General features: G+C 65.2%; 15 protein-coding genes. 11 read left to right on the top strand and 4 right to left on the bottom strand.

Annotated elements, in window-relative coordinates; translation table 11 throughout:
* Nucleotides 1-440 precede the first annotated feature (440 nt).
* A complete protein-coding gene (locus V9K99_RS33815; RefSeq protein ID WP_337323740.1) occupies nucleotides 441-1,811 on the top strand; it encodes a hypothetical protein in 1,371 nt (456 codons plus the stop codon).
* Between the two features lie 375 nt (nucleotides 1,812-2,186).
* On the opposite strand, the gene V9K99_RS33810 is transcribed toward V9K99_RS33815, so the two are convergent.
* From V9K99_RS33810 to V9K99_RS33800, 3 genes are all read right to left on the bottom strand, one after another.
* Complete coding sequence (locus V9K99_RS33810; RefSeq protein ID WP_337323741.1) at nucleotides 2,187-3,197, bottom strand: hypothetical protein; 1,011 nt, start codon at nucleotides 3,195-3,197, stop codon at nucleotides 2,187-2,189.
* A gap of 642 nt (nucleotides 3,198-3,839) precedes the next feature.
* Nucleotides 3,840-6,941: a tetratricopeptide repeat protein gene (locus V9K99_RS33805; protein WP_337323742.1), complete on the bottom strand. Its 3,102-nt coding sequence runs from the start codon at nucleotides 6,939-6,941 to the stop codon at nucleotides 3,840-3,842.
* A gap of 538 nt (nucleotides 6,942-7,479) precedes the next feature.
* Nucleotides 7,480-7,758, bottom strand: coding sequence for a helix-turn-helix domain-containing protein (locus V9K99_RS33800; protein ID WP_337323743.1), 279 nt, complete (start codon nucleotides 7,756-7,758; stop codon nucleotides 7,480-7,482).
* Between the two features lie 188 nt (nucleotides 7,759-7,946).
* Between V9K99_RS33800 and V9K99_RS33795 the strand changes: the two genes are divergently transcribed.
* The 10 genes from V9K99_RS33795 to istB all read left to right on the top strand — a co-directional run bounded on the left by V9K99_RS33795 (nucleotide 7,947) and on the right by istB (nucleotide 15,533).
* Nucleotides 7,947-8,303: a hypothetical protein gene (locus tag V9K99_RS33795; protein ID WP_337323744.1), complete on the top strand. Its 357-nt coding sequence runs from the start codon at nucleotides 7,947-7,949 to the stop codon at nucleotides 8,301-8,303.
* 44 nt (nucleotides 8,304-8,347) lie between these two features.
* Nucleotides 8,348-8,596, top strand: coding sequence for a hypothetical protein (locus V9K99_RS33790; protein ID WP_337323745.1), 249 nt, complete (start codon nucleotides 8,348-8,350; stop codon nucleotides 8,594-8,596).
* Nucleotides 8,597-8,700: 104 nt separating this feature from the next.
* Nucleotides 8,701-9,342, top strand: coding sequence for a PadR family transcriptional regulator (locus V9K99_RS33785; protein ID WP_337323746.1), 642 nt, complete (start codon nucleotides 8,701-8,703; stop codon nucleotides 9,340-9,342).
* A 103-nt stretch (nucleotides 9,343-9,445) separates the two neighbouring features.
* Nucleotides 9,446-10,411, top strand: coding sequence for an ATP-binding cassette domain-containing protein (locus V9K99_RS33780; protein ID WP_337323747.1), 966 nt, complete (start codon nucleotides 9,446-9,448; stop codon nucleotides 10,409-10,411).
* Nucleotides 10,408-11,253, top strand: a complete 846-nt coding sequence (locus tag V9K99_RS33775; protein WP_337323748.1) for an ABC transporter permease — start codon at nucleotides 10,408-10,410, stop codon at nucleotides 11,251-11,253. The genes V9K99_RS33780 and V9K99_RS33775 overlap by 4 nt, the downstream gene beginning before the upstream one ends.
* Nucleotides 11,254-11,356: 103 nt before the next feature.
* Complete coding sequence (locus tag V9K99_RS33770) at nucleotides 11,357-11,779, top strand: DoxX family protein (protein ID WP_074946215.1); 423 nt, start codon at nucleotides 11,357-11,359, stop codon at nucleotides 11,777-11,779.
* 48 nt (nucleotides 11,780-11,827) lie between these two features.
* Nucleotides 11,828-12,658 carry an alpha/beta fold hydrolase gene (locus tag V9K99_RS33765; RefSeq protein ID WP_337323749.1) on the top strand — a complete coding sequence of 277 codons (831 nt, stop codon included), beginning with the start codon at nucleotides 11,828-11,830 and terminating at the stop codon, nucleotides 12,656-12,658.
* A 12-nt stretch (nucleotides 12,659-12,670) separates the two neighbouring features.
* A complete protein-coding gene (locus V9K99_RS33760; RefSeq protein WP_337323750.1) occupies nucleotides 12,671-12,961 on the top strand; it encodes a hypothetical protein in 291 nt (96 codons plus the stop codon).
* A 119-nt stretch (nucleotides 12,962-13,080) separates the two neighbouring features.
* Nucleotides 13,081-14,757: an IS21 family transposase gene (gene istA, locus V9K99_RS33755; protein ID WP_337323751.1), complete on the top strand. Its 1,677-nt coding sequence runs from the start codon at nucleotides 13,081-13,083 to the stop codon at nucleotides 14,755-14,757.
* A complete protein-coding gene (gene istB / locus V9K99_RS33750) occupies nucleotides 14,754-15,533 on the top strand; it encodes an IS21-like element helper ATPase IstB (RefSeq protein WP_106536463.1) in 780 nt (259 codons plus the stop codon). Before istA ends, istB begins: the two co-directional genes overlap by 4 nt.
* Nucleotides 15,534-15,705: 172 nt before the next feature.
* Here the strand turns inward: istB and V9K99_RS33745 are convergent, their stop codons facing one another.
* Nucleotides 15,706-18,150, bottom strand: coding sequence for a hypothetical protein (locus tag V9K99_RS33745; protein WP_337323752.1), 2,445 nt, complete (start codon nucleotides 18,148-18,150; stop codon nucleotides 15,706-15,708).
* Between the last annotated feature and the right edge of the window lie 621 nt (nucleotides 18,151-18,771).

Here is an 18,771-nt window from a genome sequence, read left to right as displayed (position 1 = left end):
CTGGTCTCCACCAGCAACTTTGCCGTCGCTGTGTTCGCACCATGACCACATGGCCCGCAGGGCTTGACACCACTTCGCACCACGACCGGCACCACGAACGCAACCAGGCCGACGGAGGCGGTTCGAGCTGCCGACACGGGTCAGGGCGCAGGCCCCGCAAGCTCCGAAGCCAGAGCGAGCGGATTGAAGTCTGAGGGACCTGTCTGGAGCAGAGGCGCCGGCGGCGCGGCGCGAATCCCCCAGGCCAGAACCCGGCACGGCGTCATCGGCAGGTCGGTATATCGACTCACCCCCAAATGGCGCCGACATTGCAGAGATCCTTGCCGGTTCCACAGCCAGCACCTAGTGGGAGCGCTGCGCCTTGCTAGGGCCCCGCTGCAGCGGCACGTCGGATCTAGTCTGTACGCGGTCGACTGCAGGAATCTGACCGGGAGGAGTCGATGATGGAGCTCCACGTTGCACTGCGCGATCTGACCAAGCGACTCGTCCTCGGGCTCGCTCAAGACTGCACTCACAGGGAGCTCGACTCTGCATTCGCAGAACTCGGGATTCCGGGCCCATCCGAGACAAACCTCGACCAGGACGATGCTGCCCCAGTGCTGACGAAGCACCAGCGATGCCTGCGGGTCTTCGACCGCCTGGATGCCGACCACTACCCAGCTGTACTTACGTGGTTTCTCGCTCGTGGTCTGCCGCCACCTGCGCGCAACGAGGTGCAGGACGTCCTGTGGTCGCGCGAGCAGTGGCCCGTCATCCCGGAACGAGTGCGCCGCGACGTGGCCGCAGCCCTGGACACCCTGGCGCCTCTGGGCGAAGAGGCCGACGGGTTCATGGCACTACTTCACCGTCTGTGGATACTCGAGACGGATCTCAGCCCCTGGCTTGGGCAGAGCCTGGCGAGTGAGGTCGAGCGCCACGTCATTCAGAACCCTGGCGACTGGGATGTCCTGGAACTGTTCAGGCAACTCGGTGCCCTCAGCAGCTCCGACAGACGATTTGCCCTGTTCATTGAAGGACTGCTGTCTGGCGCAGTCACCCCGAACGAGGATCATCAACGCAGGATGGTCGACGCCATCTCACCCGCCCTGTCCCGTGCCGGCCTGAAGGTCAGCGAGGTCGGTGAGACCGGTGGCTACCCAGACTTCTGCATCGTCCCCACCGGCACGCGGACCAGTCCGCCTCAGCTAATCCTTTTCGCCTCGACATCGCGAAAGCCGGACCTACGTCTCAGCGACGTCCTCGACCAAGAGATCGAGGTCATGAGCGCGAATGACGACGTGCTCAGTTACGACAAGCCCATCCCCGACTGGGGACTGACCTGGAACCAGCTTCAGGCATGGTGGGCGGCGCGCTACGATCTGGCCCCCGCCGATGCCAAGCACAGCCTGTGGAGTCGTCTCCGCGCTGCTGTTCCCAGAAACTCTCCTCCACAGCTCGCTCTCTTTGACGAGTACTACAAGGTCTACGGCTCAAGAGAACAGCTCGTGGCTCTTCTACCCGAGGTGTGGCTCCACTGGGACCCCACCACTAAGGAGCGCCGGGGGTCCGACGGGCTGCTCACACAGCGCATGGACTTCCTCATGTTGCCAAGGGGTCACCGGCGGATTGTGCTGGAGGTCGACGGCGCCCAGCACTACTCCGCTCTCGGCCGACCTAGCCCGGCCGTCTACGCCGAGACCACACGCGGCGACCGCGACCTCCGACTGTCTGGTTACGAGGTCTACCGCTTCAGCGGGCACGAGCTACAGCCTGACCGTGCACGGTCCACCGTGACAGAATTTTTCAACCGCCTCTTGGACGGACCCCGATAGCAGCCTGCCGTAGCACATCGATCCCGCGGCCACCCTTCTTTCGCTGGGCCGCTCAGCCCGTGGCACCATCTCTCGCCCTCTTCGGGAGAGCATGAGATGCACCTCTGCGACGAGTCAGTGCGCGCCGACTGAAGCCCAGCGCCGCGGATTAAAAGTCTGAGGGCTGACACCGACCGGCTTGACTGAGCGTGACATCCGTGGCGTCTTGCGTGTCTGTGGCGGCAGATCTGCCCTGATAGGGCTCCGGTTCATTGACGGAACCATTGACAGACCGGAGCCCGGCTGCGCCCCGCTCCTCAGCCGTTGGCGATGCAGGCGCTGCCGTCCGCTCCAGGTTCAAGATATGTCTTGATGTCGTGGGGACCTGGAGTCCTGTCAGACTCCGCTTTGCGCTTCCGTCCACACATCGCGGAGCGCGGCGGTGAACCCAGCAAGGTACTCGGCGCCAACTGTGAAGGACCACTGCTCGTGGCCGAGTGGGTCCACGAGGTCGCCAAGGCACCCGGCAAGGATCGGCAGCCACCTCGCGACTGATGCGCCTGTCGGGGCCCGACCGAGTTCAATGTCGAGCCACCCGTTTTTCCAGCTTTGCAGCCACTTCGCAAGTTCGAAATTGTGCTGAGCAAGCTGCTCAAGCACCGCCCACGGCAGCGAGGGCATTACGCCAAGGGCGTCGCGGTAGCCTCGATCGCGTTCTGTGCGTCGGGCGTTTCTCATGGCATCGGTGACCTGGGCTGCTAAGTCCGACAAGGCGTGGCCGTCGGCTTGCGTTGGAGGTCTGCCGGCGAGGGTGCCAGTCGGTGCGAGCGATGGCCGGCAATAGAGCTCCTTCGTGGCTCTTCCGAAGTAGATCTCGACGAGATCCGGATCGTTGCGCAGCCGCTCGGACAGTTGGTCGCCATCCCAGATTTCGTAGCGGATGTCGCGGTCTCGCAGACGGTTCGCGGCGGACTCCACGGCATCGGCTAGCTGGGTCCGCTTTGTCGAGGCTCGGGTTGCGTATATGAATGTCGTTGTGAGGTTGGCCCACTTTCCGTCGAGGAACTCCTCGACGGCCGACGCTATGGCGTCCGGTGTCACTGTTGTGATGTTGCGGCATTGAATGGTTGCGTAGCGCCGGTCGGCCTGCGGCGACGCCGTCAGGCGTAGGTACAGATCGATGCCGTGCTGCTTCTGGCCTGTTAGGCCGTACTGTTGAGCGTGGTCGACGTCGAAGCTCCGGCGCGCGATCGCAAGAACGAGGCGTTCAAAGTTGTCCGGTGTCAGCGCCTCGAACGGCAGTCGGCTAGGCGCAGCAATGGTGATCGGCGTCGGCACCTCGGTCGGCGGCTGCTCAAGCCACTCTGGGATAGGCCTAGCCATGCCAGCGTCATCAGAACCGTCCACCTGGCCATTTTGCACGTGCCAATGCGTCGGACGCTCCAGGTTCCCGCGGGCGAGCAGTATCGGAAGTGGAGCGGTAGGCGTGTGATTCGTGCCGCTGCCCGGACTTGAACCGATGACATTCTCATTACGAGGAGGAAGTACAGCGGGGCATCCACTCTCTACCAGGGATTTTGTCCACACCGCCGGCCGCATCGTGTACGAGATCCCCATAGGTATCCGCGACTTCGTGCCACGAACGATGCCACGGGCGGAATCCGTCGCGGGTGGCCGCCCATCTGCTCGTATCCGGCCGCGAGGAGCCCGTGATCACCCCAGGGCTGGCGCGCCAACGTCGGCCCACTGACCGCCGATGGCAAGAATCGGTGAGCGAACCGGAGCAGGATCTGAGGTCCATCCGGCTCCCAGGTGGGGACGCGTCGTGGCCACAGACGGGGTCGTACCGGGGGTAGTGATCGATCCGGAGCCTGCTGCGCCGGTCAGCCATTCTTGCGGGACTTCGTTGCGCAGGGCAATCGACCTGCTGTTCCGCCAATTTGATGCATGGTGCCCGCTCGCCTAGGTCACCCGATGGTCACATGGGGACGTCCCCACGCATGTGAGCAGTTAGCCGAATGACGTCGATCAGCCGAGAGCTCCTTCAACCTAGCCTCGTTCCGACCAGTCGGAACGCGCAGCCTCCACAGTCCAGGGCGCTGCGGGCGTGCCGTCATCTGAGAGTCCGTAACGGCGGAGCAATTCGCCGCCTTCGTGGTCGCCAGCCTGACGCCGGTGTTTTACGACCTCCCGAAACGCCTGATGATCGCCGTTAGCAGCGGCATCGAGGAGGAGCTGCTCAAAGCCTTCATTGTCCCCAGCCTTGCCCCGTTCCTCCGCCAGCCTCCGGAGGGCATCGGTGTTGCCATAGCCCGCCGCTTCGCGGGCGAGTCGTTCGGCGGTCGCGTGGTCGCCATCCCGATCCCGAAGCAAGGCGATGGAACGGAGGGCATCGGTGTTGCCATAGCCCGCCGCTTCGCGGGCGAGTCGTTCGGCGGCCGTGTGGTCGCCATCCCGATCCCGAAGCAAGGCGAGGAAATGGAGGGCATCGGTGTTGCCATAGCCCGCCGCTTCGCGGGCGAGTTGCTCGGCGGTCGCGTGGTCGCCATCCCGATCCCGGAGCAATGCCAGAGAATGCAGGGAGTCGCCGTAGCCGTGGGCGGCGCCTTCCTGGAGCAGTCTTTCGGCGCGCTCGTGATCGCCAGCTGCCTGGCTGCGAAGTGCCAGGAGATGGAAGGCGCTGGCATCGCCGTGGGTCGCGGCTTTGCGGGCGAATTGTTCGGCGCGCTCGTGATCGCCAGCCGCCTGGCTGCGAAGTGCCAGGAGATGGAAGGCGCTGGCATCGCCGTGGGTCGCGGCTTCGCGGGCGAATTGTTCGGCGCGCTCGTGATCGCCAGCCGCCCGGCTGCGAAGTGCCAGGAGACGGAAGGCGCTGGCATCGCCGTGGGTGGCGGCTTCGCGGGCGAGTCTCTCGGAGCGCTCGTGATCGCTAGCCTGTATCAGATTGTGGAACGCTTGGGTGTTGCCCTGGGTGGCAGCCTCGCGGGCGAATTGTTCGGCACTGTCGTGGTCGCCGGCCTTGTCGCGGTGAACTGCCAGCTCTTGGAGCGCGAAGGGGCTGCCGAGGGTGGCGGCCTTTAGGAGGAGTTGTTCCGCGGCGGCCGCATCATCGGCCTCGTGCTGGAGCTTTGCGAGGTCCAAAAGGGCGTTGGGGTTGCCGTGGGTGGCGGCTTCGCGGAGCAGTTGTACGGCGAGCTCGTCGCGACGGAGTCTAAGCAGACTCCTCGCCAGTTGGAGCAGTCCATCGGTGTCGCCATGGGTGGCGGCTTCCCGGGCGAGTTGTGCTGCGCCTTCGGGGTCGCCAGCCTTGTCGCGGCGGACCGCCAGGAGCAGGAGCGCACTGGCATCGCCGTGGGTGGCGGCTTCCCGGGCGAGTTGCACTGCACCTTCGTCGTCACAGACCCTGTCCCTTCCGACTACTAAGCTCCGGTAGGACTCGGTGCTGCCGTGGGTGGCGGCTTCCCGGGCGAGTCGCACGGCGCTCTCGTGATCGCCTGCCCTGTCCCGGCTGGCAACCAGATCCCGGAGAGCACCGGCATAGCCGTGGATGGCGGCTTCCCGGGCGAGTTGCTCGGCCCTCTCGTGATCACCAGCGGCTTCGTGGAGAAGTGCCAAGTCTCGGAGCGCAGCAGTACTACCGCGATCTGCAGCGAGGCTGCGGAGCTTCGCCGCGCGTCGCAGCATGCTACGACGCGCGGCGGCCTCCGTGAGGTCGTAGAGCGCCGCAGGATCCTCACAAGTCTCGGTAGCAGCGTCCCAAAAGCTGCTCGGTGGGTACGCGGCCGGGCGCCTCCGGCCGTGTTGCTCGAGGTAGTCAGCTAGCTTGTACCTCGTTGCTGTGTTGCCACCACTGAGGATCTTGCGTGGAGCAAGAACCCCGTCTGCGCCGTGGCACTCTTTGGTGAGCGCCTCCAGAGCTTCGTCGAACCACACGCCTGCGTCGTCGGTCTGGCCGAGCTTTCTCTCACTCAGGTATCCGAGAGCGGCGTGACGCAGGAAGTTCGCCGGCAGGTAGAGCCATCGACTGTGTCGTCTCGCGTCCATCGCGGCGTGGACAATCGCCTTGCAGTACGCATCGGCGTCTTCATAGCGTTCGATCAGTTCGGGCGCACCGGCCAGATACTGAGTGATTCCACCGTCAGCCGCTACGGCGGCCTGCAATCGGATGTCGCCCGCGATCTGCGCCTTTGCTGCCGCGACCTCGTGCGGCGCAAAGTCTGGGGGAACGGAGATGCGGCGGGCGCTGGCCAGCAGCGCACGGGCTGCTCCGTGCTCGGTGGAGTCGCTGTCTTTCAGCTCGTCCCAGTAGTCAGGCCACATCGAGCCGAGCACCAGGATTGGACCGCCAGCGCCATGGAGCAGTTGCTGCAGGATGGATGCGGCGCGTTCACCAACGTCCACCCGTTGCAGGTACATCTGGGCTTCATTCAGCCAAATCACGGTGCGCGGCGCGACCCGGCCTGCTGTCAGTTGTTGCATGACGGCATCGGGTCTGTCCGGCGTCAGCGGATGCCACACCAGCCAGTCGGGCAACTCAGTCCGGATCGCTTCCCAGCAAGCCCTGGTCTTCCCCGTGGAAGAGCCGCCAACCAGCATGACAACCCGGCTGCCCGCCTTCGCCGCGACCAGTTCGCGACGTAACGCGGCGTCGTGGGCACGGACGATGTAGGGCGGCAGCAGCGGCGCACCAAATTGAGCCATCTCAATCGATCGGTGAACCTCGTAGATGAGGGCGTCCTCCTCCGACATGCCGCCAATCAGCCGGCCCAGAACCTCACGCTCCGGTTCGTTTTGCCTCTTGCGCAGTGCACGCCACCACTCGATCGGGTGGGACCTGTGGTCCTGGTCTCGCCGCTTAGCCTCAGCTTCCAGCAGCACGATCAGACGGTCTTGTGCCTTCTCGTCCTTAGGTATCTTGACCTTTCCAGTGAACCAGTCGCTGAGCGCCTGCTTGGTCAACAGGATCGGCGGCTTCTGCTGCTCGGCCCTGTTGATCATCGCCTGGTAGGTCAGGTTGCCGGCCGCGGCGCGCAACTTACGCAGCTCTTCGTCGAACTGTCCGTGGTCAGCCAATATGTCCCCCCAAATTTCTTCCCCGCGGGTCCGGCGCGGATCCGCCCGGACAATCCGGACGAGCGCCCTGACCTGCACGTTTTCGCACCGTAGCGGACTTACTCGTTGCGGCACAGCACCATGAGCAGTCCAACTCGGTGCATGACATCTCTCCAGCTCCTCCAAGACGCGGCTGGCGCCGCTGGCCTGCTGTACGGCTCCACCATCACGATTACCGTCTTGACAGCGCTCGCCTCCCCGGATCCCGAGCAGCGCAAAACCGCGATCCAGGTTCTCTCACTACTCGTCCGAGGAAAACGAAGCCCCGACGACCGGGCATAGCGTGGTCATCGACGGCGCTCGCGGCGCCTGCACATCCTGGTCGCCTCCGTCCCGCTCACCGCTAACGCGAGCTACTAGGCCAACGTCGACCGAAGAAGGTGATCCGACGCCGCTTCGTCGTCGTCGACCACGGCTAGGTCGAGATCCACGAGGTAACGGGAAGCGCACCACCGTGGTCTACGCGCCGCTCAGGGACATGGAGGGCGCCTCGACGAGATCGAGGCGATCGACTCCCGAGCGGTGGCCAACAGAGTCGGCTTCCTCGCGTTCGAACTCACGGCACCCGGCTGGAGGCCTAGGTGCGACGGCGGTCGAGTCCGAGGACGCCCAGATCGTCGTCGTCCACTCCTTGCAGCAGCTCGCGAAGATCGACGTCGAGCACCCGGCAGAGGGCGATGGCATCGGCGACTGTCACTCGGCGGCGTCCGTTCTCCAGGTCGCCCACGACGGGACGAGACCAGCCCAGCTCGGCGGCCAGGTCCTCCTGACGCTCCTGCCGGCGGGCTCGAATGGCGCGCACGTTGGCGGCGATTGCCGCGTCAACCTCCTCCGTGGACACCTCAGCATCGTCCACGCTTCTCCTCCAGTCGGCACGTCGCTATCCGCTTCTAGTGGAAAGTTCTAACTACCGGTAGGCGCTTGTATAGTCCTCATGAAGCTATTAGCGCCCCAGGGACGCTAAATTCTTCATGCGTCGAGGCTCGCTGGCTGAGGCTCGTTACGCGGTGCGAAGTTGGAACGGCACGACGCTGGGGAGTATCGATGACGTCTGGCAAGCATGTGAGCGAGGCCGTCATGGACTGGCAGTACGGCGTGGTGTACTGGCTCGCCCTGGCGAGCGAGCCCCTGCTCGAGGCCGCGCCGCCGGCCGGGGACGGGTGGGTTCCCAACACCGACGTCGGCGAGGCGGGGCATGTAATAGTCGTCCCGGTCTGGTCCGATGGCTCGATTGTCCAGCACCGCACCCACTGGCGACGGTTCTCACTGGGCATGCGGCAGTGGCGGCAGAACGCTCACATCCGCATGGACCGTCGACCGTGGTGGTCAGGTAGCAAGGTGCCAGACCGACTCGGGACCGTCCCTGATGGCTTTGGAGGTCTCCACCAGCACCGCTTGTAGGTCAGTGCTGACACCACCCGGACCAGGAGGGCACCCTAGTGTTGGTGGGAGTTGACACCACCCTGACGGGCGCGCAAGCGGAGCTCGTAGAGCAGGCCACGTGGCGGGAGCACCCCAATCGGGACGCCCCCGAGCACGTCCGCGATCAGGCCGAACTGTGGGCGGGACAGGCACGCACCGAACTGGAGTGGGCGAAGAGCCTGAGCAAGCGACTGTCTGAGGGCGCCTACACCATGGCCGATGATCCGGGTTCGTGGCGAACGGTCCCCGATCACCTCAAGATGCACTCCTAATCAACCTTGACTAGACGTTTCCTCCTCGTTTACTCTGGCCAAGTAGTCAAACTGGACTAGCCTCAGCCGATCCGTTCGCAACACCGAGAGAAGGAATCGAACCCATGGGAAAGTTCGCGATCGAGACGAGAGGGTTGAGCGGAGGTGGGCGCACGTCGGCGACGAAGCTCCTGGTACTCGGTATCGTGCACCTCTCCGGCGGCGCGCATGGCTACCAGGTGCGGTCCGAACTGCAGAGCTGGGGTGCGGAGAGTTGGGCCAAGATCAAGCCCGGCTCGATTTATCACGCGCTGAAGAAGGCGGCGGCTGATGGCCTTCTCACCGAACACGCCGAGCCGGGCAACTCCGGGCCGGAGCGCGTTCTGTACCGCGCGACTGCTCGGGGACGTGACGAGATGGTCGAACTGGTCCGCGACGGTCTGCGGCGCACCCATGACCCGGACATGCTCAACGCGTCCATCGCCATGTTGCCCATGCTGACCAGGACAGATGCCATCGCGCAGGTTAACGAGCGGGTCGCGCGCCTGGAAGCGGAGCTCGTAGTGCAGGCCACGTGGCGGGAGCACCCCAATCGGGACGCCCCCGAGCACGTCCGCGATCAGGCCGAACTGTGGGCGGGACAGGCACGCACCGAACTGGAGTGGGCGAAGAGCCTGAGCAAGCGACTGTCTGAGGGCGCCTACACCATGGCCGATGATCCGGGTTCGTGGCGAACGGTCCCCGGCCACCTCAAGATGCACTCCTAATCAACCTTGACTAGACGTTTCCTCCTCGTTTACTCTGGCCGAGTAATCAAACTTGACTAGCTCAATCAATCCGTTCGCAACACCGAGAGAAGGAATCGAACCCATGGGAAAGTTCGCGATCGAGACGAGAGGGTTGAAGAAGAGCTTCGGCACGACCCACGCGGTCGCCGGTGTGGACCTGGCCGTGAGCGCCGGGGGCGTGTACGGCGTGCTCGGTCCGAACGGGGCGGGCAAGACCACCACGATCCGCATGCTGGCCACGCTCCTGCGCCCCGACGCCGGAGAGGCGCAAGTGCTCGGCTACGACGTCGTGCGTGACGCCCAGGCGGTGCGGAGCAGGGTGGGCCTCACCGGGCAGTTCGCGTCGGTCGACGAGGACCTCACCGGGGTGGAGAACCTGTTGCTGCTCGCCAGACTGCTCGGCTACTCACGCCGGCGAGGCAGGGAGCGGGCGACCGACCTGCTCGACGCGTTCGGTCTTGCCGAGGCGGCCGATCGGCAGGTGAAGAAGTACTCCGGCGGGATGCGCCGGCGCATCGACATCGCGGCGAGCCTGGTCGTCCCCCCGGAACTGATCTTCCTCGACGAGCCCACGACCGGGCTCGACCCGCGCAGCAGGAACCAGGTCTGGGAGATCGTCAGGGGCATGGTCGCCGAGGGCACCACCGTGCTGCTGACCACGCAGTACCTCGACGAGGCCGACCAGCTGGCCGACCGGATAGCGGTGATCGACCACGGGAAGGTCATCGCCGAGGGCACGAGCGGCCAGCTCAAGGCATCGGTCGGCGCCGGCTCGCTGCACGTTCGGCTACGTGCGCCCGAGCAGCGGGCCGAGGCCGAACGGGTCCTCGCCGGCGTCCTCGAGGTGCCGGCCGAACCGTCCGCCGACCCGGCCGCGCTGTCCGCGCGGATCTCCGACCCCGAGCGGGTCGCCCGCGCCCTGGCCGAGCTGTCCCGCAGCGGCATCGACGTCACCGACTTCGCGCTCGGTCAGCCGAGCCTGGACGAGGTGTTCCTCGCCCTGACCGGGCACGTCGCCGAGGAGACGCCCGAGGAGGGTGCCGCATGAATGCCACGTCCGCGGAGCAGGCGTCGGCGCCGGTCACCGAGGACGCGCGGCGCAGTGTGTTGTTGGCCGGTGAGCGGCCGTCTCCCCCCGGTCCGGTGCTCACCTCGTTGACATTCGGCTGGCGCGCTTTGCTGAAGATCAAGCACGTCCCGGAGCAGCTCGTCGACGTGACCATGTTCCCGATCATGTTCACGCTGATGTTCACCTACCTGTTCGGTGGCGCGCTCGCCGGGTCGACACAGGCGTACCTGCAGTTCCTGCTGCCCGGCATCCTGGTGCAGGCGAACGTCATGATCACCATGAACACCGGCATAACGCTGAACACCGACATCCAGAAGGGGGTGTTCGACAGGTTCAGGTCACTTCCGGTGTGGCGACCGTCGCCGCTGGTCGGCGCCCTGCTCGGCGATGTGATGCGCTACTCGATCGGGTCGGCGATCGTGATCACGCTCGGCCTGGTCCTAGGGTTCCGGCCGGAGGGCGGCGCCGTCGGCGTGGTGCTCTCGGTGGTGCTGCTGCTGGTGTTCTCGTTCTGCCTGTCGTGGCTGTGGACGATGCTCAGCCTGATCCTGCGCACGCCGAACTCGGTGGCGGGGGTCAGCATGATGGTGATGTTCCCGCTGACGTTCGTGAGCAACATCTTCGTGGACCCGAAGACGATGCCCGGGTGGATGCAGGCGGTCATCGAGGTCAACCCGATCACCCACCTGGCGATCGTGGTACGCGGCCTGATGCACGGCTCGGTGCCCGCCGGGGAAATCGGCTGGGTGCTCGTCTCGTCCGTACTTCTCGTCGCGGTCTTCGGTCCCATCACCATGGTCCTCTACCGCAACAAGAAGTAGATGCCGCTACCGCGAGCACTTGGTCGAAATCAACTCCGACAACCCGGCCCACTCGGCCAACGCCATCACCGGTACCAGGCCCGGACACGACAAGGAGAGCCGAATGAGCACCATCCCCAAGAACAACTCGGAAACCGTTGCGCACACGCCCGGGCGGGCGAGCAGCATCGGGGTCTGGATTCTGCAAGTCGTGCTGGCGGCGATAATCGCCGGCGGCGGAATCTCGAAGCTCGCCGGCGACCCGGTCATGGTGGACATGTTCGCCGACATCGGGGCTGGCCAATGGCTCCGGTACCTGGTCGGAGCGCTGGAGGTCGCGGGAGGGGTTGGACTTCTGATCCCGGCTCTGGCGGGCCTGGCCAGTCTCGGGTTGGCGGCATTGCTGACCGGTGCTGTCATCACCGATCAGTTCGTGCTCGAGCAGAGCCCTTGGCTGCCGCTCGCCTTACTCGTCGTGGCGGCCGTGATCGCAAGGACGCGGTGGTCGCGCACCGAGGCCGTCGTCGGCACGCTGCTCAGGCGCTGAGACAAACCTCTCGAACGGAGATGTGAGATGAACGAGATGGCCTTTCGCGTGACATCAAACGATGGCACCACCATCGCCTACAACAGGGAAGGAAGCGGCCCGGCCGTCATTCTGGTCGGCGGGGGACTCGACGACGGCGTGGAGAACGCGCCCTTGGCGCCTGCTCTCGCCGAGCACTTCACGGTCTACAACTATGCCCGTCGGGGACGCGGCGCGAGCGGCTTCACCGAGCCCTACGCCGTGGAAAGGGAGATCGAGGACCTGGATGCGTTGATCGCGGAGGCGGGCGGCTCGGCACACCTGTTCGGGGCGTCCTCAGGCGGCGCGCTGGCGCTGGAAGCCGCCGCGGCCGGGTCAGCCATCGACACGATCGCCGTCTGGGACGTGCCCTACGCGGTCGGGGACGACATCCGCCCGCGATTCGAGAAGTACATCGCGGACACCCGACGCGCCTTCGACGCCGGGCGGGACGAGGAGGTTCTCGAACTGTTCATGCGCGTGACCGGCGCCTCCGACGACGACATCGCGGCAGGGGCGATGATGCGTTCGAGAATGTCGACCGCGGCCAAGCAGACGCCGCATTGGGCGCATTCGGTCGCCCTCGCGCCCACGCTGGTCCACGACAGCGTCTTCCTCGACCGCTACCAATTGCCGGCCGATCGACTGGCAACGGTCACCCAACCGGTCCTGGTCACCACCGGAGGACCGATCTCGTCCCCCTACTTGGCAGGCCTGCCCTCGGACTTCTTCGACCGCGCAGCCGACGAGCTTGCAGACCTACTACCCCACGCTCAACGGGAGACCCTCGAGGGGCCGGATCACGTCGTCGACCCACAGACCGTCGGCCCGCTGTTGCTACGGTTCTTCAGCGAACACTGAGGGGCCCGCGAGGTGTTGCGGGAAGACCGATTAGGCACCGCGCAAGCAGATCTTCGTCGCGCCAGGGACACGGGGCGGACAGGTGGTGTCGAGGTTGATGTCGTCGGCGGCATCACAGGCCTGATCCTGGGCGTGCTCGTCACCAACGTCTTCGTCACCACGCAAGGCCGGGCCGTCGTACTGACCTGGGGCTTCAGTGGGACTCGACCTGGCCTACTCGCTGCTCATCGGCTCCGTCGTCGGTCGTACCCCGCACTCCGGGCCGACTCAGTACCGCCCACCGAAGCCCTGCGCAGCACATGACCAGGCACCTCGGTAGGGCCAGTGATTCCGGGCTGTGGTCGCATGCGGTCACCGTTCCCGGGCGGTGGCCCGGTGCCGAAAGTCGTGCCCACGGCGTGCTCACGTCAGGAGTGCCACCGATGACGCAGCCGCGTTCCCGGGTCGACCTGTACGCGGCGATCCGACGGGATGCCCGATCTGGGATGTCCAACCGCGCGCTGCAGCGCAAGCACGGCGTCGGCTTCCGAACCGTGACAGCGGCGCTGGAATCTGCATGGCCGAAGGAGAGAAAGCAACCGCCCAAACGCGGCTCACGGCTTGACGCGTACCGAGTGGTGATCGACGACTGGCTGCGCTCGGACCTCGACGCGCCGCGGAAGCAGCGACACACGGCGAAGCGGATCTTCGATCGACTGCTTGACGAACATGACGGGGCCGGGGTGGTGTCGTACTGGATGGTCCGCGAGTACGTCGCCACCCGACGCCGTGAGATTCGCGTCGAGGTCGGACGGGAACCTGCCAACGCGTTCATCCCGCAAGAGCACCTCCCGGGCCGCGAGGCCGAGGTTGACTTCGGCGACGTCGCCATCCGCCTGCGCGGCGAGCTCGTAACCTGCGCGCTGTTCAGCCTTCGGCTCTCCTACTCGGGCAAGGCCGTGCACAGGGTCAGTGCCTCGGCTGGGCAGGAAGCCTTCTTCGAGGGTCACGTCCACGCCTTCAACGTGCTCGGCGGGGTGCCGACCGGGAAGATCCGCTACGACAACCTCAAGGCCGCCGTCGCGAGCGTGATCGGGTTCTCCCGCCAGCGGGTCGAGGCCGACAGGTGGACCGCCGTCCGTTCCCACTACGGCATCGAAGCCTTCTATTGCCAGCCCGGAATCCAAGGTGCGCACGAGAAGGGCGGCGTCGAGGGGCAGATCGGCTGGTTCCGACGCAACCACCTCGTCCCCATCCCAGAAGTCGACTCCCTCGCCGAGCTCAACGCTATGGTCGACGCCTGGGACGAAGCCGACGACGCCCGGCGGATCGGGTCCCGCGCCCGCACGGTCGGGGAACACTTTGCCACCGAGCAGCCACTCCTCGCGCCCCTTCCGACCGAGCCGTTCGAGACCGGCCGCTGGTTCACCCCGCGCCTGGACCGGTACGCCCAGGTCACGGTCCGGATGAACAAGTACTCCGTGCCCGCGCGCATGGTCGGCCGTCAAGCCCGGGTGCTCCTGAACGCCAGCGACCTGGTCGTGTTCGACGGCAGGACCGAGATCGCCCGCCACGAACGGCTCATGACCAAGGGCTCGACCCGGGTCGACCTGGACCACTATCTCGAGGTCCTCCTCCGCAAACCGGGCGCGCTATCCGGTGCGAAAGCGCTGGAGCAGGCCAGGGCATCCGGGCGGTTCACGCCCGTTCACGACGCCTGGTGGGCCGCGGCCTGCAAGGCCCACGGTGACGCCGACGGCACCCGTGCCCTCATTGAGGTCCTGATGATGCACCGGCACCTTCCACACGACCACGTCGTCGCCGGACTCGCGACGGCGCTGCGTGCAGGCGCGCTCACCGCGGACGCTGTCGCGTTGGAAGCGCGCAAGTACAACGACACAGCAGATGGCGGAGCCGACGACACGACAGCGGACCACCAGTCCCTGATGAGCGGCGACAGGGCACGCGGAGAAGGCGAGATCCCTGCCGTGCGATCGCTGACCGAGCGCCGGCTCCGCGCCCACATCCCGGCCGACACTCGGCCGCTGCCGAGCGTGGAGAAGTACGACCAGCTGTTGGCCAGCCGACGTGACACCCCGAACGAAGGAGCCGCACCGTGACCACCAAGCGCCGTGGAATGACCGAAGAAGCAGCCGACGCCGCGATCGACCAAGCGTGCCGGATGCTGCGAATGCCCACCATCCGCAACTCCTTCACCGACTACGCCGACCGGGCAGGGCGTGAGCAGATGTCTTACCGCGGGTTCCTCGCCGAACTATTGCTTGCCGAGTGCGACGATCGCGCCCGACGCCGGTCCGAACGCCGGATCAAGGCCGCCAAGTTCCCCCGCGAGAAGTCCCTGCGGGCCTTCGACTTCGACGCCAACCCCAACATCGATCCCGCCGTGATCCACACCCTCGCGAAGTGCGAATGGGTCCAGAAGGGACAGCCGCTGTGTCTGATCGGGGACTCCGGCACCGGCAAGTCCCATCTGCTGATCGCACTCGGCACCGAGGCCGCCATGGCCGGCTACCGGGTCAAGTACACCCTGGCGACCCAGCTTGCCAACGAGCTCGTCGAGGCCGCCGATGAGATGACGCTGGCGAAGACCATCGCCCGCTACGGCCGCGTCGACCTGCTGTGCATCGACGAACTCGGCTACATGCAACTCGACCGCCGCGGCGCGGAACTCCTCTTCCAGGTCCTCACCGAGCGTGAGGAGAAGGCCTCGGTCGCGATCGCGTCCAATGAGTCCTTCGGCGGCTGGACCAAGACCTTCACCGACCCCCGGCTATGCGCAGCCATCGTCGACCGACTCACCTTCGGCGGCACCATCCTCGAGACCGGCACCGACTCCTACCGTCTGGCCCAAGCCACAAAGCAGCGGACAACCTGACACCCGTCGGGCGCGGAAGCGGTGTCGACGCAAACCAACATCCGCGGCACCGACACGTGCCCGGCGGTGTCAGAACTCGCCAACAAGCGGTTTCGGACGAAACCTCTGCAGCCAGCAGAGCAGCCGTCGAGACCGAGTTACGCGGCAACTCCTACGTCTGGACCAGCTGTAGTCATGTCTTCCGGACAGCGCCGGTGAACCCGGCGATGAACAGAGTCGCGAACGCCCACGCGGCCATCTGGAGGATCCACCCGGCAACCGCGACGGTGTCCCCCGCCGCAGTTGCGGTGGTCGTGCAAATGTCCCGTGCACCGGTCCTGATCAGTGGAACGCTTAGATCCAAGCCCACGCCGACCCGCTCCACCATTGTGCAACTTACATTCGGTACTGCTGCTCGTGGCGTATGCCTCAGACCGCCATGTCCACCGACGATCGTGGACAACGCAACTGATGCTCCAATCACGACAAGGAGGCCGAGAAGCGCACGCCACGGCTGATAGCCGTAGCCGAGGAGAAAACCGGTCAGACGGACCCAAATGCGGTCGGACTTGCCAGTGATGGTTCGCCGCCTAAGCTGATCCTCACGTTGAGCGATCATGATTCTGCGGGTGTCGCCATCGTGGCCCGCTGCTTGTGTCGCCGCGGCAAGTTGGCGATAGGGCTGTGCTGCATACCGAGGCGTGCGGTGTGCGAGGACCGCGAGCCACTCAGTTACCGATTGCTGCTCTGGGAGACCCGTGTACTCCAGTCCGTCTACATGCAGGTCGCCAGGCCGACCCGATGTGTCTCTGATTTGATCGAGTTCAATATCTAGTGTCCTGACCTGCGTTCCATCGAAGCGCACAACACCTTCTTCGCCTGCGCCAACGGCCGCGAATCCGGCACGAATAAGCAGGTCCAACTCCACTCGCATGCCGGCGGCATTTAGAGCGGGTCCAGACTGATTGCTCAAACAGACTGCCCCGGTCGCTCCGAGTTGGCCGCGGATGTGGGCGTTAAGCAAACTCACTGCCCCGTGACTCCCGGAGCCCGTTGCGTTGAAGCCATCCTCTAGGTAAAAGTAGTTGGCGACTTCCATCCCATCACATAGGAGCGCTGTGCCCGTCGGGTTATTTATGGTTCCCTTTAGCGAGCCGTCACCAATTTTGGCGCCGACGAATCGCACAGCGCCGTCGCCGGAACCACTGGCAATCAACTCAACCCCCAGAAACAGATCGTGGTCGACTTTCAGTCCATCCGCGTCCAGAGCAGGCCCGGAAATACTGCTCAGACTGACCTTTCGGATGTTGAGGCTGCCGCCGATGTGAGCATGCCATAGCCTGACCGCGCCGGTCACAATGAGTCCAGCCTGGAGCGTCATATCAGCGCCCACGCCCATCTGCCCTGCGGATATCGCGGGCCCGGATGCGTTGTGAATTGTTGAACCCGAGATCATCAAGCTTCCCGCGATCTGGGCTGCGTACAAGCGCAATGCCCCCTGGCCGCCCGCTCCACGCACGTCGAGCCCGGCGAGCATCAGCAGGCTCTGGCCGACTTGTAAACGGTCCGCGTAAAGAGCTGGCCCAGACGTATTGACGAGTTGCGCCGATCGCAAAATCAGTAGCCCAGCGATCTGCGCTCCGAGGAGACGCACAGCGCCATATTCGCCGTCGCCGGTAGCAATGAATCCGTCGCCGAAATCCAGGTCCTGGTCGACTCTAAGCCCATCGGCGATCAAAGCCGACCCTGCAGGGTTGTCGATGGTTGCCGCCGCGGCGGAGATCCGACCACCGATGTGAGCACCAGTTAGGCGAACGGCACCGGCACCGGCACCGGTGGCATTGAACCCACGACCCAGAATCAGACTCTGCTCGACTTTCAGTCCATCAGCGATAAGCGCGGAGCCTGACGAACTGGTGAAGGTGCCAGCGGTTGCGTCGAACTCACCGCCAACCTGCGCACCCACTAGCCGGACAGTTCCATTGGCTGTAAAATTCCGGTCGAGCTTCAGATCCTGCCCTATCTGAATCCCGTCGGCGTCAATGGCTATCCCTGGTGAGCGCGCAACAGTCCCCGATGCGACGAGCCTGCCACCAATACGGGCGCCAACCAAGCGAGCCGCCCCATCCAATGTGAGACCGGCCAACGTCAGGTCCTGCCCAACTCTCAGGCCATCGGCGATCAAGCAAACATGGGACGTGGCATTGAAACGGGAGCCAGAAAAGCTTAGTTGGCCACTTATGATAGTTCGCACAGCCACAACAACCTGTTCGACAAGGCACCGCCGAATCCCAACGTCGCGCAGTTTGGCGTCGCGGAGTTCTACCCCGCCCGGTAAATGGCAGTCCAGCAAGTCGAGCGGTACATCGCTCGTCACACCTCTTAGATCCATGCGATCGAGAACGCGCGCTCCACACAAGCGGACACCTCGCGGGTCCGGATCGTCGAGCAATCGACCGGTTAGCAAATCACGAATCACCCAGGCGCGAATGTCGTGCGCACTATCCCAGGATTTCATCTCATCGCCACTGGGTCGTGGTCTGTCACCCGTGAGGTCGAGCACGGTTCCTGATCGCACCGATTCAATCAGCCGCGCTTCCAGTTCCGTCAGGGTCGCGCGCGCCATCTCGTCTACCACAACGCCTCCGCACTACAAGCCTTCAAATGTACCGCCGCCGCGGTCTTGCGCAGCCGGATTTCCGCGAGCGTCTGGCTTACAGGCACAGGCACCATCTTGCCCGCGCTCACAGGCGGCAACCCTGCCAGGGTTCAGTGAAGGTACCCGTCCCACTTCACCTCGTAGCGGAGCCGCCCGGCAGTGCGTGCGGCCCGGGAATCTGATCGGCCGAGCGGGCCAGAGCAACCTCGACCGGCGCGGCCAGATCTGGCGGGACGTGCACGGACGGTTCAGTGCGCCGCCGGGCCACCACCGCTCCCGCTCCCCTGACGAGAGCGTCCGAACCGCGGCCACACACGGCCACCACTCGATCCACGGTCAGTCGGGGGTCGCGGTGAGGGCATAAGCGATGGACTGGCAACAGGTACATATTCGAAGTGTGCGCTATTCCCTGGCCGGTGAGCCCGTCAGGCGTCGTCTCGCCGAGCGAGCTATAGCATCGCGGCCATGTCTGGCGCCCACATCACGGCGAGACTCGAACTCTGGCCAGCCATGGCGCGCTCACCCGCGCCTGTTCGACCGCCCCGGCAGCAGCAGTCCGACCGTTTACAGCGGCTCCGGCGCTGGCGACCATGCCGCTAG

Origin of the sequence: Kribbella sp. CCNWLW201 (genome assembly GCF_037203805.1) — a bacterium.
Classification (GTDB): Bacteria; Actinomycetota; Actinomycetes; order Propionibacteriales; family Kribbellaceae; genus Kribbella.
The sequence above is the reverse complement of the archived record's forward strand: the minus strand, read 5'-3'. Positions and strand labels throughout refer to the sequence as shown.

What these genes read in the sequence shown, in the direction of transcription:
- V9K99_RS33780 (WP_337323747.1), top strand. Translation starts at nt 9,446, where the DNA reads ATGGGAAAGTTCGCGATCGAGACGAGAGGGTTGAAGAAGAGCTTCGGC.
- V9K99_RS33775 (WP_337323748.1), top strand. Translation starts at nt 10,408, where the DNA reads ATGAATGCCACGTCCGCGGAGCAGGCGTCGGCGCCGGTCACCGAGGAC.
- V9K99_RS33770 (WP_074946215.1), top strand. Translation starts at nt 11,357, where the DNA reads ATGAGCACCATCCCCAAGAACAACTCGGAAACCGTTGCGCACACGCCC.
- V9K99_RS33795 (WP_337323744.1), top strand. Translation starts at nt 7,947, where the DNA reads ATGACGTCTGGCAAGCATGTGAGCGAGGCCGTCATGGACTGGCAGTAC.
- istA (WP_337323751.1), top strand. Translation starts at nt 13,081, where the DNA reads ATGACGCAGCCGCGTTCCCGGGTCGACCTGTACGCGGCGATCCGACGG.
- V9K99_RS33785 (WP_337323746.1), top strand. Translation starts at nt 8,701, where the DNA reads ATGGGAAAGTTCGCGATCGAGACGAGAGGGTTGAGCGGAGGTGGGCGC.
- V9K99_RS33815 (WP_337323740.1), top strand. Translation starts at nt 441, where the DNA reads ATGATGGAGCTCCACGTTGCACTGCGCGATCTGACCAAGCGACTCGTC.